Here is a 13706-nt window from a genome sequence, read left to right on the forward strand (position 1 = left end):
GGGCAAGCCGGGTCCGTTCCATATATCCTTGGATCGAAAGGGCTTGATCGGGCGTTTTTTCCCGCATTCCGCCACGCGATGCATGGTCAATCGCGAAAACCCGATTAGGTATGCGGTTCGGCGGGTCGCGACCCACCGGCAAGACGCCTTTGCTAAGGACTTCACGCTTATGGATGATATCGGCAAGATTGTCGAAGAGATCGAAACCCAGCTTCCGTTCCTGCGGCGCTACGCACGCGCCCTGACGGGATCGCAGACCCGTGGGGATGCCTACGCGGCCAGCACGTTGGAAGCGATCATCACCGACATGTCTTTGATGAACGGTGACAACCCTGCCAATGTCCGCCTCTTCCGGGTCTTCCATTCGATCTGGATCACGCAGGAAGGACGCCCCGCGGGCGAAGCCGAGGATCTCAGCGAGGATGAACGGATCGCCGCCGCCCGCCTGTCGAAGCTGACGCCGCGAGCGCGCGAGGCGCTGTTGCTGAAGGTGATGGAGCAGTTCTCCGTCTCGGAAGTCGCGCAGATCATGGACCTGTCGGAGAAGGAGGCGGGCGAACTGGTCCGCATCGGCGCCGAGGAGATCGAGAGCGGCCTGTCCGCGCGCGTGATGATCGTCGAGGACGAGCCGCTGATCGCGATGGATCTCGACGCGATCGTCGGCTCGCTCGGACACGACTCCGTCGGCAACGCGCGCACGCATGGCGAGGCCAACGAGATGTACGCGGCGCATGAACCCGACCTGGTGCTGATGGACGTCCACCTCGCCGACGGGTCGAGCGGCGCGGACGCGGCGGCGGACATCCTGGCCAAGGAGGCCAACCAGCCGATCATCTTCATCACCGCCTATCCCGAGCGGTTGCTGACCGGCCAGGGGGCGGAGCCCGCCTTCCTGATCACCAAGCCCTTCACCGAGGAGCAGGTGCGCGCCACGGTCAGCCAGGCGCTGTTCTTCTCCAAGCGGCAGGCCGCTTCCTGATCCACGACTACGACGCGATCATCCTGGGCGCCGGTGCGGCGGGCCTGTTCTGCGGCTGGATGGCCGCGGAGCGGGGCCGCCGCGTTCTGGTGCTCGACCATGCGAAGGCACCGGGCGAGAAGATCCGCATCTCGGGCGGCGGGCGGTGCAACTTCACCAACCTGCACGCGGCTCCCGCGAATTTCCTGAGCGCCAATCCGCATTTCGTGAAGTCGGCGCTGCGCCGCTACACCCAGCATGATTTCATCGAACTGGTCGACCGGCATGGCATCGGCTGGCACGAGAAGACGCTGGGGCAGCTGTTCTGCGACGGGTCGGCCAAGGAGATCGTGGCGATGCTGGTCAACGGCCTCGCCGAGGCCGGGGGCGCGCTGCGGCTGTCCTGCGGGATCGAGGGCGTGGAGCGGATCGGCGAGGGCTGGCGGGTAGCGACGGCGCAGGGCCGCTTCACCGCCGGATCGGTCGTGGTGGCCACAGGGGGCAAGTCGATCCCGAAGATGGGGGCGACGGGTCTCGGCTACGACATCGCGCGGCAGTTCGGGCTGGCCGTGACGGACACGCGCCCGGCGCTGGTGCCGCTGACCTTCGGCGATGCGGACAGGGCGGGGTTTGCGGCGCTGGCGGGCCTCGCGACGGATGCGCGGATCGGCTGCAACGGGACCGCGTTCCGGGAAGGGATGCTGTTCACCCATCGCGGCCTGAGCGGGCCGTCGATCCTGCAGGTCTCCTCCTATTGGCGGGAAGGCGACGCGATCGCGGTGGACCTGATGCCCGAGACCGACGCGTTCGAGGTGCTGCGCGAGTTGCGCAGCCGCGCGGGCGGACGGGCCGTGCACACGATGCTGGCGGAGGTGCTGCCGAAGCGGCTGGCGCAGATGCTGGCGGGTGAGGACGGACGCCGCCTTGCCGACCTGCCCGACCGGGAGCTCCGCGTTCTGGCCGACAGGCTGTCGGACTGGCGTCTGGTGCCCGCGGGCAGCGAGGGCTACCGCACGGCGGAGGTCACGCTGGGCGGGGTGGATACCGCCGCGCTCGACAGTCGCACGATGGCCGCGCGCGACGTGCCGGGGCTGCATTTTATCGGCGAGGTCGTCGACGTGACCGGCTGGCTGGGCGGCTACAACTTCCAATGGGCCTGGTCGAGCGGCTGGGCGGCGGCGCAGGTGCTTTGAGGCCAAGCACCGGGCAGCGCGTTCGGTCGTTTCGGACCGAGGCGGGGAATAGGCAGGTTCAGTCTTGCACCCCTCCGGATCGACGCGCGTCCGGGCGCAGCCTTTCGGACACGTAGACGGACGGGAAACGGGCCGCCCTGCCCGACGCGCGCAGATCGCGGCCATGCGGCAACGCCTTGCCTGCAAGGGGGTCGTGCCGTCAGACCCGCAGCGGGGTTTCCTTGGCGAGCGCATCGAAGCGCATGAGGCTCGCCACGAGATCCGGCATCTCGTCGAGGCGGACCATGTTGGGGCCGTCGGAGGGGGCGTTGTCGGGGTCCTGATGCGTTTCCATGAACACCGCCGCCACGCCCAGCGCGACCGCCGCGCGGGCCAGCACGGGCGCAAATTCGCGCTGGCCGCCCGACGCGCCGCCCAGACCGCCGGGCTGCGCGACCGCGTGGGTCGCATCCATCACCACGGGGTAGCCGGTGCGCGCCATGATCGGCAGGCTGCGCATGTCCGCGACGAGGTTGTTGTAGCCGAAGGTGGTGCCCCGCTCGCACAGCAGGATCTTCTCATTGCCGGTGCTGGCGATCTTGTCGGCCACGTTGGTCATCTCGGCGGGGCTGAGGAACTGGCCCTTCTTGACGTTGACCGCCGCGCCCGAGTGGCCCGCGGCCAGCAAGAGATCGGTCTGGCGGCACAGGAAGGCGGGGATCTGCACCATGTCGACCACGGCGCCGACGGTCGCCGCCTGCTCCTCGGTATGGATGTCCGTGACGACGGGGCAGCCGAAACGTTCTCGCACCTCCTCGTGGATGCGCAGCCCCTCCTCGATGCCAAGTCCGCGCTTGCCCGTGAGCGAGGTGCGGTTGGCCTTGTCGAAGGAGCCCTTGAAGACGAATTGAGCGCCCGCATCCGCGCAGGCCTTCGCCATCGTCTCGGCGATCATGAAGGCGTGGTCGCGGCTTTCAAGCTGGCACGGCCCGGCGAGGAAGGTGAGCGGCTGGTCGTTGCCGATGGTCAGATCGCGGATCGCGACGGTCTTCATGTCAGTCTCCATAGGACATCTGCTCTCGCAGGATGGATATCGTCAGGCTCACCATCATGTAGGTGGCGAAGAAGATGACGAAGGCGAGTGCCGTGTATTCGAAGGCACGCGGGTAGCTCGGCACCACGGGCAGGACGGGGTTCACCGCGCGGGCGAAGAAGAGCGACTGCTGAGCCGCCTCCCGTCGCGCGATCTCCAGCCCCTCGATGGCGGCCCCGACCATCAGTTCGCGCGTGGCGAGTTGCTGTTCGGCGCGGGCGAGGTCGGCGCTGACGCGGGCGAGGCTCTCGCGATCGGCGCTGCTCTGCTCGTTGACGATGAGGCTGCGCTGTTCGGCGATCGCCTCCTCCAGCCGGGCGATCTCAGCATTGAGGACGCGCACCTGCGCCTGATTGGGGCGGGCGTTGTCCTGAAGCGCGGCGAGGCTGAGGCGGCGCTCCTCCAACGCGGAGGTGAGCGAGCTGATCTGGCCCTGCACCAGCCCCACCTCGATATCGGCGGAGAAGATGCCGAGCTGTTCCTGCAGCCCCAATACCCGCTCGTAGGCGGTGTCGAGCTGCACTTCCGCATCGGTCAGCGCGGCGCGGGCGCTGGCGACCGCGTTCTGCTGGTTGCGGTCGGACATGGTGACGACCCGCTCCTCGGCCAGCTCGATCAGGCGGTTGGCCATCGCGTAGGCCATGTCGGGCGTGGCGGCGATGACCTCCAGCCGCAGCACGCCCTCGGTAATGTCGAAGCCGACGAGCACGCGGTCCTTGTAGAAGGCGTAGACCTCGTTCTCGGACGCGTCCGCGGGCAGGCGCTGGATCGGGTCGATGGCGGGATCGGCGTAATGCGCGATCACCCCGAGCTCCTGATCGAGGATGCGCAGCGCTTCGCGCGAGACGAGGAAGTCCTGCACCGCGATGCTGGCCCGGATCACGTTGGCCGCCGCCGTCGCGCCCGCCGCGGAGGGTGCGTTGAGCGACGCGCTCGACGCCTCCAGCAGCATGTTCGCCTCGGTCGCGTAGAACGGCGTGGCATGGCGGTAGTAGTAGTTGCCGACGAGGAAGGTCGGCAGCATCACGAAGAAGGCGAGGCGCAGCCAGAGCAGCACGAACCGCCGACGGCGGCGCTGGACCAGCTCGCGCTGGATCTCGCGGATCTCCGCCTCGCGCGGGTCGATCGTGCTGGTGGTCGTGCCGCCCTTGCCGGTGTCGCCCGGCTCCACCTTCGCGACGCTCTGCTCGCGGCGCGGGGCGGGCAGGTTCGCAGGGGCGGCGGGTGCGGCGCCGTCGGTATCGTCCGGTGTCTGCGCGGCGGTCTTGTCCTGCTCTGCCGCGACCTTCATCACGTCCTGCCGCTTGCCCGGACCGCCCTCGGGCGGTGGCAGGCGGCCGTCGCTGGCGGAGTGCTCCTCCCAGTTCTGGGCCTCGGCCATCAGGCGCTTGGCACGGCGGCGGGCCTGACGCGCCTTGCGCTCGGCTTCCTCCTTCTGCTGCGGGTCGAGGCCCGCGTCGCCGTCACCTTGTGTAGTCATAGTACTGCTTCGCCTCTTCCAGGCTGTCGTAGAAGGTCAGGCGGCCATGCTTCAGGATCGCGGCCCGCTGGGCGTAGGCCTCCAGCTGCGCGGGCATGTGCGAGACCATGACGAGCGTCGCATGTTTCAGCCGCTCGCGGAACACCTCGCCGGCCTTGCGCACGAAATCGGCATCGGCCATCGTCGGCATCCCCTCGTCCACGAGGTAGATGTCGAAATCGAGGCTGAGCAGCAGCGCGAGGCTGAGCCGCCCCTTCATGCCGGAGGAATAGGTGCGCACCGGCTGTTCGAAATATTCCTCCAGATCGCACATCCAGCGGCAGAACGCCTCGACGTAATCGGGATCGACGCCGTAGAAATGCCCGGCGAAGCGGGCGTTCTCCGCCGCCGAGAGCTTGTTGTCGACCACACCCATGAAGCCCATCGGGAACGAGATGCGGCTCTCGCGCAGAATAAATCCCTCGTCGGGCTTGGTCAGGCCGGCCATCATGTTGATGAGCGTGGTCTTGCCGGTGCCGTTGGGCGCGAGGATGCCGACCGACTGGCCCAGCTCGACCCGGAACGTCGCGCGGTCGAGGATCACCTTGCGGCGCACCCCGGTCCAGTAGGACTTGCTGACGTTCCGGAACTCGATCACCTGGCGGATGCTCTCCCTCGGACCCGGTGTGGCCTGTACAGGGTGAAGGCGGGGTTAATTCCCGCCTTCCATCTTTTCGGTCTTGAACACCTTGGCCGCGACGAAGGCCATGATCGCGGCGGAGAAGGACAAAAGCGCCCCCATCTTCGCCGAATCCTGCACGAAGCCCGGCTCGAACGCCACCGAGGCGATGAAGAGCGACACGGTAAAGCCGATCGCCGCGACGCAGCCCAGCACGAACAGGTCCGCGGTCTTCATCCCCTGCGGCAGGCCCAGGCGCATCGGTCCGGCGGCCAGCCAGCCCATGAACCAGATGCCGATGGGCTTGCCCACCAGCAGGCCCGCGAGCACCAGCCAGGTGGCATCACCCACGGCGTTGAACAGAACGCCCGCATTGGCGAGGCCGAAGAAGAAGAGGATGACCTCCACCGGGCTTTTCAGCGCATGCTCCAGCGTGTTCAGGAGGTCGGTCAGATGCCGCTCCGCATCGGCGAAGATGCCGAAGGCGCGGTCGGCATGCGGGATCGCGGGGATGATCGGCAGGAGGCCCAGCGCGGGGTGGATGCCCGCCCGCATGAAGCCGTACCAGCTGATGCAGCCAGCGATCACGTAGGGCCAGACGCCGAGCTTCGTGCGCATCCAGGTCGAGCGGGTGCGCGACTGGTCGCCCCGGTCCATCCGGCGCGGCAGCGAGTTGAAGACGAAGAACACGATCACCGCTGCCGCCAGCGACAGGAGCAGCCATTCGGGCGCCAGCTCCCCCGAGGGATAGAAGATCGCGAGGATGATCAGACCGATCGCATCGTCGGCGATGGCCAGCAGCAGCAGGAAGCCCACCGCCGGGTGTCCGTTGCCGAAGATCAGCCGCCCGATCAGGTATGCGAAGGCGATGTCGGTCGCGATCGGGATGGCCCAGCCGTTCGACGTGTCGGCGAAGGTCGTCCCGCCCATCAGCAGCGCGATGCCGAAATAGACCGCGACCGGCCCGAGGATACCGCCCGAGGTGGCGATCAGCGGGGTCAGCGCCTTCTTGCCGCGCAAGCTTCCGTCCTTGAGGGCGACGGCCTCCCACACCTCCTTGCCCGCGATGGCGAAGAACAGCGCCATCAGCACGTCGTTGATGAGGTAGTGCAGCGTCAGCGTCCGGTGACCGTCATGGTAGTGACCGATCGGCGCGTAGTCCCAGATCGGGTACTCCACGAAATGATGGTAGCTGTCATAGTCGATATTGGCCCAGGCGAGCGCCAGCAGGGCTCCGAAAACCAGCAGCAGGGAATAGGCGCTCAGAAAGTTCCAGACGCGGTACATCGGCGATCCTCGTTCGGGTGACGGTGCTGAGGCCGGTTCCTAGCAAGGCGGGGGGCCGCTCGCAATGGGCGTGGCGTCCCGCGCATGCCGGACTAGCTGCGCGGAACATGGAGAATTTTGCGAAAACCCGCGCGGAGCTTCTCGCCTGCCGCCTGTGCGAGGGGCGCTTCGCCGCGACGGCGAGCGGGCATGTGCCGCGGCCCATCGTGCATCTGCACCCGCGCGCCCGGATCGGCATCGCCAGCCAGGCGCCGGGGGCGCGGGCGCATGCCTCGGGGATCCCGTTCCGCGATCCGTCGGGGGTGCGGCTGCGCGACTGGATGGGGCTGGACGAGGAGACGTTCTTCGCGCCCGGCACGCTGGCCATCGTGCCGATGGGCTTCTGCTTTCCGGGGCATGACGCGGCGGGGGGCGACCTGCCGCCGCCCGCGATCTGTCGGCGGACTTGGCACGACCGGGTCATGTCGGTGTTGCCGGAATTGCGGCTGGTGCTGGTGATCGGCGGGCTGGCGCAGCGGCGGATGCTCGGCACGACACGGATGACCGAAGCCGTGCGCGACTGGCAGGGTTTCGGGAAGTGCGTGCCCCTGCCTCACCCGAGCTGGCGCAACACGCCCTGGCTGAAGCGCAACCCGTGGTTCGAGGCCGAGGTACTGCCCGACCTGCGCGCGCGGGTGCGGGACGCGCTGGCATGAGCGTCGCCGCCTTCGAGGAGGAGGTGCGCGCCTGCCGCATCTGTGCCGAGCGCTTCGCGGCGACCGCGACGCAGCACCGGCCACGCCCGGTGCCGTGGCTGTCGGATCGCGCGCCGGTGCTGATCGTCGGGCAGGCGCCGGGGATGCGGGTGCACCTGTCGGGCAAGCCCTTCGACGACCGCTCCGGCGACCGGCTGCGCGACTGGCTGGGCGTGGACCGCGCGGCCTTCTACGATCGGGACCGCTTCGCGATCCTGCCGATGGCGTTCTGTTTTCCCGGATACGATGCGCGCGGGTCGGACCTGCCGCCCCCGAAGGTCTGCGCCGCGACCTGGCGGGAGCGCGCGCTGGGCCAAATGCCGCAGATCCGGGTGCGGGTGTTGATCGGCGCGCATGCGCAGGCCTGGCATCTGGGCACGCGCGGGCGGCTGACCGACACTGTGGCGCGATGGCGGGAGTTCGGGCCGGAGACCTTTCCCCTGCCCCATCCGAGCTGGCGCAATACCGGCTGGCTGAAGCGCAATCCCTGGTTCGATACGGAGGTCGTGCCCGCCCTGCGCGACGCGGTGTCGCTTGCCTTGGCCCGCGCGGACGGGCAAACCGGCCCGCATGGATGACCTGACCCCGCTCGACCACGCCCATCTCGCCGCCGAGGCGGACGAGAGCCTGCGCCCCCGCTTCTGGAGCCGCCTGCTGGAGGCGGAGCTCTACGTGCCGTTGGAGGAGGAGGCGGGCGAGACCGCGATCCGCCCCGTGGTGCTGGAGACCGGCGAGGGGCGCATCGCGCTCGCCTTCGACCGGGACCGGCGGATGGCGGAGTTCATGGAAGGGGCCGCCCCGTTCGCCGCGCTGTCGGGGCGGCGGCTGGTCGGCCTGCTGGCGGCGGAGCGGATCGGGCTGGCGCTCAATCTCGGGGGCCATCCGTCCGAGACGATCCTGCCGGTGGAGGCGCTCGACTGGGCGGTGGAGCAGTTGGCAGACCTGACGCAGGTGCGCGAGGCGGCGGTGCGGGAGGTCCGGGCGCCGCGCGGCGTGCCGCAGGTGCTGCTGGAGGCGCTGGCCGCCAAGCTGCCGGTCCTGGAAGGGCTGGCGCGCGAGGCGTGGCTGGCCGGCGTGCGCTATCGCGACGGCAGCGAGGGGCATATGCTGGCCCTCGTCGACGCGCTGCCGCAGGCCCAACCCCAGATCGCCGAGGCGATGGCGGAGGCGGTGCGGCTGTCGGGTCTGGAGGCGGGTGCGCTCGACATCACCTTCGTGGCGGGCGGCACGCAGATCGTCGAGACCCTGCGCACCCGCGCGATGGGGTTCGAGATCCCGCAGCCCGCCGAGCCGGTGCGGGAGGTGATCGCCCCCGGCTCCGACCCCGACAAGCCGCCGCGCCTGCGCTAGGCGGAGGGCTTCACGCTCGCCGTCACGTAGTTGACGCTGAGATCGCGGGGATCGAGGCCCCAGTCCCAGCGCAGGAAGTCGAACTTGAACCCGGTGCGGTCCACCGGCTCGAGCCCGGCCATGCGGATCAGCTCGTAAAGCTCGTCGGGCGTGATGAACTTGGAATGCTCGTGCGTCCCCTTGGGCAGCCAGCGCATGACGTGCTCCGCCCCGATGATGGCGAAGAGAAAGCTCTTGGGATTGCGGTTGAGCGTGGAGCAGACCATCAGCCCGCCGGGTTTCAGCAGATCCGCGCAGGTCTTGAGGAAGCTCGCGGGATCCTCGACATGCTCGACCACCTCCATGTTCAGCACGACGTCGAAGCGCTCGCCGCCCTCGGCGATGGCTTCCGCCGTGGTGTGGCGGTAGTCGATGTCGAGGCCGGATTGCTCGGCATGCAGCTTCGCCACCGGGATGTTGCGCTCCGCCGCGTCGGCGCCGACCACGTCCGCCCCCAGCCGGGCCATCGGCTCCGCCAGCAGGCCGCCGCCGCAGCCGATGTCGAGCAGCCGCAGCCCCTCGAAGGGTCGGTCGGCGGTCAGGTCGCGCCCGAACTCGCCCGCGATCTGCCGCGTGATGTAGTCGAGCCGCGTCGGGTTGAGCATGTGGAGCGGCTTGAACTTGCCCTCCTCGTCCCACCACTCGTCGGCCATCGCCTGGAACTTGGCGATCTCGCCGTCGTTGACGCTGGAAGATACGGACATATCGAGCCTTTCGATGGATTTTCTTCGCCGTTCCGATAGGACATAGTGCGATCATGCGCGAACACGGAAGCCGGAACAGCGCGCCCTATCGGCGCAGTCTCTACCCCCCGCGGGAACCCTCCGCCCAGCTTGTGCTGGAGGTGGGCGACGGGCATCGGCTCTATGTCGAGCAGTCGGGCCGCGACGACGGCGTGCCGGTCGTCGTACTGCACGGGGGACCGGGGGGCGGGTGCAGCCCGGCGATGCGGCGCTTCTTCGACCCCGACCATTATCGCGCGGTGCTGTTCGACCAGCGGGGCTGCGGACGGTCCGCCCCGCATGCGAGCGTGGACGACAACACGACCCACCACCTGATCGCCGATATCGAGCGGATCCGCGAGCATCTGGGCATCGAGAGCTGGTACGTCTTCGGCGGCTCCTGGGGGGCGACGCTGGCGCTGCTCTATGCGCAGGCGCATCCGATGCGGGTGCGCGGGCTGATCCTGCGCGGCGTGTTCCTGATGACGCAAGGCGAGCTCGACTGGTTCTACAATGGTGGCGCGGGACGGTTCTGGCCCGAGGAGTGGGAGCGGTTCTGCGCCCTGATCCCCCAGGCCGAGCGCGACGACATGATCGCGGCCTATCGCCGACGCCTGTTCGGTGCCGACCGGGCCGAGCAGGTGCGCTATGCCCGCGCCTGGGCCGCGTGGGAATCGAACCTCGCCGTGCTGGAGAGCCACGGGCGATCCTCGGGCGGGGCCGGGGAATATGCCCGCGCCTTCAGCCGGATCGAGAATCACTACTTCACCAATCTGGGCTGGATCGAGGAAGGGCAGATCCTGCGCGACGTGCCGCGGCTGAAGGGGATACCGGGCTATATCGTGCAGGGCCGCTACGACATGGTCTGCCCGCCGATGAGCGCGTGGAACCTGCACCGGGCCTGGGCGGATTCGGATCTGCGCATGGTCACGACGGCGGGCCACGCCCTGTCCGAACCCGGCATCACCTCGGAGCTCGTCGCGGTGATGGAAGAGCTCAAGGCCATGTCCCACACATCCCTGTGAAGGCGAGTGAACACTCGTGACGTGCAACCATGCGGCGAATGTGGACATTCGCACGGTGCGCTACAGTTTCTTCGGAACGCAGCGACACCGAGTCGCGTTAATGGGCCGACTACGCCTTAACTATGGGGAACTATACATGACCTTTGCTCTCAAATCCGCCGGTGCACTTCTGATCGCCGGCTTCAGCCTGTCCGCATGCGCAGAAGGTGCACTGACTACGGGCCCGAACGCCAACCGCAACACCGGCGCACTCGCCGGCGCGGCCCTGGGTGCAGCGGCCGGTCAGGCCGTCGGCGGTGACACGCAAGGTACGCTGGTCGGCGCGGCGCTGGGTGCTGCCGCAGGCGGCGGCATCGGCATCGCCCTCGACCGTCAGGAAGCGGAACTGCGCCGCGACCTCGCAGGCTCGGGCGTGCAGATCCAGAACACCGGCAACCAGCTGGTCGTGACCCTGCCCGAGTCGATCACCTTCGCCACCGACAGCGCGACCGTCGCGCCGGGCTTCCAGAACCAGCTCTCGGTCCTGGCCAACAACCTGCGCACCTACCCGAACTCCTCGGTGCGTATCACGGGTCACACCGATTCCACGGGTGACGCGAACTACAACCAGAACCTGTCCGAGCGTCGCGCCTCCGCCGTCGCCAACGTGCTGGTCGCCAACGGCGTGTCCTCCAACCGCCTGATCGTGTCCGGCGCGGGCGAGACCCAGCCGATCGCGTCCAACGACACGGCCGCTGGCCGCGCGCAGAACCGCCGCGTGGAAATGGTCATCACGCCGAACGGCTGATCGCCGCTCAGGTCGACAAAGGAGAAGGCCCGCCGGTTGGCGGGCCTTCTTGCATTTCGGCGGCGTGTCAGACCGAGGTTTCGGCCTTGCCGCCATGCGCCGCCGACCAGTCGAGCGGCGCGTTCAGGAACGCCTCGACCTCGTCCAGCGTCGCGGCATCGAAATGGCCCTGCGCCCGCGCCTCGGCCAGCACATCCCACCAGGTCGCGAGCCAGTGCAGCTCGAGCCCGTGCTCGCGCAGCTTCTCGGGCGCGTCCTTGAAGATGTCGTAGTAGAAGACGACCATCGTGTGATCGCAGCTGGCACCCGCGGTGCGGATGGCCTCGGCGAACTTCACCTTCGAGCCGCCATCGGTGGTCAGGTCCTCGACCAGCAGGACGCGCTGGCCTTCCTCGATCAGGCCCTCGATCTGCGCATCGCGGCCGAAGCCCTTGGGTTTCTTGCGGACATATTGCATCGGCAGGGCCAGCCGCTCGGCAATCCAGGCGGAGAAGGGGATGCCCGCCGTCTCGCCGCCCGCCACCGCGTCGAACGCCTCGAACCCGACGTCGCGGGTCAGCTTGGCGCAGGCGAAGTCCATCAGCGCCGCGCGGATGCGGGGGAAGGAAATGAGCTTGCGGCAGTCGATATAGACCGGTGCTGCGATGCCGGAGGTGAAGATGTAGGGCTCGTCCGCGCGGAAATGCACCGCGCCGATTTCGAGAAGCATCCGTGCGGTCAGGCGCGCCATCTCCGCGTCCGAGGGATAGGTGTTGGCGAACATGGTCGTCCTTTCCGAGTGTCGGTCAGCGCGCGACGCGCCAGTGAATTTCCATTTGCGGGTCGAAGACCGTGACCGGGCCGGCGCCGGTCTCGATCCGCGCGGGGAAGGTGACGGGATCGTCCGACCGCTCCAGCGTGATCGTCGCCTCGTTCGGGTCCATGCCGTACCAGGCGGCGCCGTTGAGCGAGGTGAACGCCTCCAGCCGGTCGAGCGCGCCGTCCTCCTCGAAGACCTGCGCGAGGATCGGCAGGGTATTGGTGGCCGAGAACACGCCCGCGCAGCCGCAGCCCGTCTCCTTGGCCGCGTCGACATGCGGTGCGCTGTCGGTGCCGAGGAAGATGCGGGCGTCCCCCGACACCGCCGCCGCGCGCAAGGCCCGTTTGTGCTCGGCCCGCTTGACGATGGGCAGGCAGTAGTAATGCGGGCGGATGCCACCGACGAGCATGTGGTTGCGGTCGATGACGAGGTGATGGGTGGTGAGCGTACAGGCGAGGTTTTTCTCCGCTTCGCGGACGTAATCCACGCCGTCCTTCGTCGTCACATGCTCCAGCGTGATGCGCAGCTCGGGCAGGCGGGCGCGCAGCGGGTCGAGCACGGTTTCGATGAACACCGCCTCGCGATCGAAGATGTCGACCTCGGGCGTGGTGACCTCGCCGTGGATGCAGAGCGGCAGGCCGATCGCGGCCATCCGCTCGAGCACCGGCATCACCTCGCCGAGATCGCGCACGCCCGATTGGGAATTGGTCGTGGCCCCGGCGGGGTAGAGCTTGACCGCCGTCACCAGCCCATCCTCGGCGGCGGCGGCCACGTCGTCGGGATCGGTCGCCTCGGTCAGGTAGAGCGTCATGCAGGGCCGGAACGGGTCATCGCCCAGCGCTGCGCGGATGCGGTCGCGATAGGCCAGAGCGTCGGCCCGCGTCACGACCGGCGGCACGAGGTTGGGCATGACGATGGCGCGGGCGAAGTCGCGCGCACTCTCGCCGACGATCCCTTCCAGCATCGGCCCGTCGCGCAGGTGCAGGTGCCAGTCGTCGGGGCGGCGCAGGGTGATCTGCTGCATGGGGCTCTCCGGGCAAGGGTCCGGCGTGTGCTAGCGCGTCGCGCGCCGTCACGCAATCGTGTGGAGCCTTGGCGCGGGCTCGCGCGTTGCTGTCCCAGCTTCGAGGAGATTTCACATGTATCGTATCGCAACCACGCTGACCCTGGTTTCCACACTCGCCGCTTGCGCGGGCGTGGACCGTCCGCTCAGCCCCTATGACGATCCGCCCTACAACATGACGCCCGAGGAGGGCTGCCTGCAGCTGGAACGCTCGGTGGGTCTGAGCCGCGAGGAGTGCGGCAAGCTGAGCGTGGCCGAGATCGCCCATCTGATGCGACGCAACGCAAACGGGCTGGAGAACGACGCCGATTTCTCGTCCGAGAGGGACTGACGCGCGGCGCGACTCGCCCTCACGCGCCTGTTCCCGGCATCGCTCGCCTGCTGCGTGGCTGCCGCCGGGGGCGCGACCAGCATGCGGTCGCCGGGCGGGAACGACGACAGCTTCGACAGGGATCTGGATTTCTCGGCAGCGATCGTCGAGGCTTCGCCTCTCGCCTGACCTTCCGCCGCGTTCCGGTTTACAGAACCTTCCGTGCACG

The 13706-nt window shown here is 68.5% G+C and carries 15 protein-coding genes; 8 read left to right on the plus strand and 7 right to left on the minus strand.

All coding sequences use genetic code 11. From position 1 onward, the window contains the following. The first annotated feature begins 169 nt into the window (after positions 1-169). Positions 170-979, plus strand: a complete 810-nt coding sequence (locus RX333_RS04275) for a response regulator (RefSeq protein ID WP_316013681.1) — start codon at positions 170-172, stop codon at positions 977-979. Further along, complete coding sequence (locus RX333_RS04280; protein WP_316013751.1) at positions 979-2151, plus strand: NAD(P)/FAD-dependent oxidoreductase; 1173 nt, start codon at positions 979-981, stop codon at positions 2149-2151. Before RX333_RS04275 ends, RX333_RS04280 begins: the two co-directional genes overlap by 1 nt. A gap of 199 nt (positions 2152-2350) precedes the next feature. Here RX333_RS04280 and kdsA read toward each other — a convergent pair whose 3' ends face one another. Genes kdsA through RX333_RS04300 form a run of 4 tightly spaced genes read right to left on the minus strand, consistent with a single transcriptional unit; the run spans position 2351 to position 6648 of the window. After that, positions 2351-3184: a 3-deoxy-8-phosphooctulonate synthase gene (kdsA, locus tag RX333_RS04285; protein WP_316013682.1), complete on the minus strand. Its 834-nt coding sequence runs from the start codon at positions 3182-3184 to the stop codon at positions 2351-2353. Position 3185: 1 nt separating this feature from the next. Then, positions 3186-4703: a capsule biosynthesis protein gene (locus RX333_RS04290; protein ID WP_316013683.1), complete on the minus strand. Its 1518-nt coding sequence runs from the start codon at positions 4701-4703 to the stop codon at positions 3186-3188. Continuing rightward, positions 4687-5340: an ABC transporter ATP-binding protein gene (locus tag RX333_RS04295; RefSeq protein WP_316013684.1), complete on the minus strand. Its 654-nt coding sequence runs from the start codon at positions 5338-5340 to the stop codon at positions 4687-4689. The genes RX333_RS04290 and RX333_RS04295 overlap by 17 nt, the downstream gene beginning before the upstream one ends. Before the next feature lie 54 nt (positions 5341-5394). Further along, positions 5395-6648 (minus strand): Na+/H+ antiporter NhaA, encoded by a 1254-nt coding sequence (locus RX333_RS04300; protein WP_316013685.1) that lies wholly within the window; start codon positions 6646-6648, stop codon positions 5395-5397. Between the two features lie 107 nt (positions 6649-6755). Here RX333_RS04300 and RX333_RS04305 point away from each other — a divergent pair, with 107 nt between their 5' ends. Genes RX333_RS04305 through RX333_RS04315 form a run of 3 tightly spaced genes read left to right on the plus strand, consistent with a single transcriptional unit; the run spans position 6756 to position 8732 of the window. Next, positions 6756-7343 carry a uracil-DNA glycosylase family protein gene (locus RX333_RS04305; protein ID WP_316013686.1) on the plus strand — a complete coding sequence of 196 codons (588 nt, stop codon included), beginning with the start codon at positions 6756-6758 and terminating at the stop codon, positions 7341-7343. Continuing rightward, on the plus strand, positions 7340-7960 hold the full coding sequence (locus RX333_RS04310) for a uracil-DNA glycosylase family protein (protein ID WP_316013687.1): 621 nt from the start codon (positions 7340-7342) through the stop codon (positions 7958-7960). The genes RX333_RS04305 and RX333_RS04310 overlap by 4 nt, the downstream gene beginning before the upstream one ends. After that, the gene (locus tag RX333_RS04315; protein ID WP_316013688.1) at positions 7953-8732 is read left to right on the plus strand and encodes an SseB family protein; all 780 of its coding nucleotides are present in this window, start codon (positions 7953-7955) and stop codon (positions 8730-8732) included. The genes RX333_RS04310 and RX333_RS04315 overlap by 8 nt, the downstream gene beginning before the upstream one ends. Here RX333_RS04315 and ubiG read toward each other — a convergent pair. Beyond that, entirely contained in the window at positions 8729-9475 is a 747-nt protein-coding gene (gene ubiG, locus RX333_RS04320) for a bifunctional 2-polyprenyl-6-hydroxyphenol methylase/3-demethylubiquinol 3-O-methyltransferase UbiG (protein WP_316013689.1), read from the minus strand. The two genes, RX333_RS04315 and ubiG, sit on opposite strands and share 4 nt — an antisense overlap. A 53-nt stretch (positions 9476-9528) precedes the next feature. Between ubiG and pip the strand changes: the two genes are divergently transcribed. Both pip and RX333_RS04330 read left to right on the plus strand, forming a co-directional pair. Then, on the plus strand, positions 9529-10518 hold the full coding sequence (gene pip, locus RX333_RS04325; RefSeq protein ID WP_316013690.1) for a prolyl aminopeptidase: 990 nt from the start codon (positions 9529-9531) through the stop codon (positions 10516-10518). 136 nt (positions 10519-10654) lie between these two features. Next, positions 10655-11305, plus strand: a complete 651-nt coding sequence (locus tag RX333_RS04330) for an OmpA family protein (protein ID WP_316013691.1) — start codon at positions 10655-10657, stop codon at positions 11303-11305. Positions 11306-11372: 67 nt separating this feature from the next. Here RX333_RS04330 and RX333_RS04335 read toward each other — a convergent pair whose 3' ends face one another. Both RX333_RS04335 and pyrC read right to left on the minus strand, forming a co-directional pair. Continuing rightward, positions 11373-12068 carry an orotate phosphoribosyltransferase gene (locus tag RX333_RS04335; protein ID WP_316013692.1) on the minus strand — a complete coding sequence of 232 codons (696 nt, stop codon included), beginning with the start codon at positions 12066-12068 and terminating at the stop codon, positions 11373-11375. Positions 12069-12090: 22 nt separating this feature from the next. Beyond that, positions 12091-13128, minus strand: coding sequence for a dihydroorotase (pyrC, locus tag RX333_RS04340; RefSeq protein ID WP_316013693.1), 1038 nt, complete (start codon positions 13126-13128; stop codon positions 12091-12093). Positions 13129-13243: 115 nt separating this feature from the next. Here pyrC and RX333_RS04345 point away from each other — a divergent pair, with 115 nt between their 5' ends. Next, positions 13244-13498 carry a hypothetical protein gene (locus RX333_RS04345; RefSeq protein ID WP_316013694.1) on the plus strand — a complete coding sequence of 85 codons (255 nt, stop codon included), beginning with the start codon at positions 13244-13246 and terminating at the stop codon, positions 13496-13498. Positions 13499-13706 lie beyond the last annotated feature (208 nt).

Source organism: Roseobacter sp. HKCCA0434 (genome assembly GCF_032464675.1).
In the GTDB taxonomy this organism is placed as follows: domain Bacteria; phylum Pseudomonadota; class Alphaproteobacteria; order Rhodobacterales; family Rhodobacteraceae; genus Pontivivens.

Bases quoted from the DNA above. Each gene is read 5' to 3' on its own strand.
- RX333_RS04275 (WP_316013681.1), top strand. From the start codon at position 170: ATGGATGATATCGGCAAGATTGTCGAAGAGATCGAAACCCAGCTTCCG.
- kdsA (WP_316013682.1), bottom strand. From the start codon at position 3,184: ATGAAGACCGTCGCGATCCGCGATCTGACCATCGGCAACGACCAGCCG.
- RX333_RS04290 (WP_316013683.1), bottom strand. From the start codon at position 4,703: ATGACTACACAAGGTGACGGCGACGCGGGCCTCGACCCGCAGCAGAAG.
- RX333_RS04300 (WP_316013685.1), bottom strand. From the start codon at position 6,648: ATGTACCGCGTCTGGAACTTTCTGAGCGCCTATTCCCTGCTGCTGGTT.
- RX333_RS04305 (WP_316013686.1), top strand. From the start codon at position 6,756: ATGGAGAATTTTGCGAAAACCCGCGCGGAGCTTCTCGCCTGCCGCCTG.
- RX333_RS04310 (WP_316013687.1), top strand. From the start codon at position 7,340: ATGAGCGTCGCCGCCTTCGAGGAGGAGGTGCGCGCCTGCCGCATCTGT.
- RX333_RS04315 (WP_316013688.1), top strand. From the start codon at position 7,953: ATGGATGACCTGACCCCGCTCGACCACGCCCATCTCGCCGCCGAGGCG.
- ubiG (WP_316013689.1), bottom strand. From the start codon at position 9,475: ATGTCCGTATCTTCCAGCGTCAACGACGGCGAGATCGCCAAGTTCCAG.
- pip (WP_316013690.1), top strand. From the start codon at position 9,529: ATGCGCGAACACGGAAGCCGGAACAGCGCGCCCTATCGGCGCAGTCTC.
- RX333_RS04330 (WP_316013691.1), top strand. From the start codon at position 10,655: ATGACCTTTGCTCTCAAATCCGCCGGTGCACTTCTGATCGCCGGCTTC.
- RX333_RS04335 (WP_316013692.1), bottom strand. From the start codon at position 12,068: ATGTTCGCCAACACCTATCCCTCGGACGCGGAGATGGCGCGCCTGACC.
- pyrC (WP_316013693.1), bottom strand. From the start codon at position 13,128: ATGCAGCAGATCACCCTGCGCCGCCCCGACGACTGGCACCTGCACCTG.
- RX333_RS04345 (WP_316013694.1), top strand. From the start codon at position 13,244: ATGTATCGTATCGCAACCACGCTGACCCTGGTTTCCACACTCGCCGCT.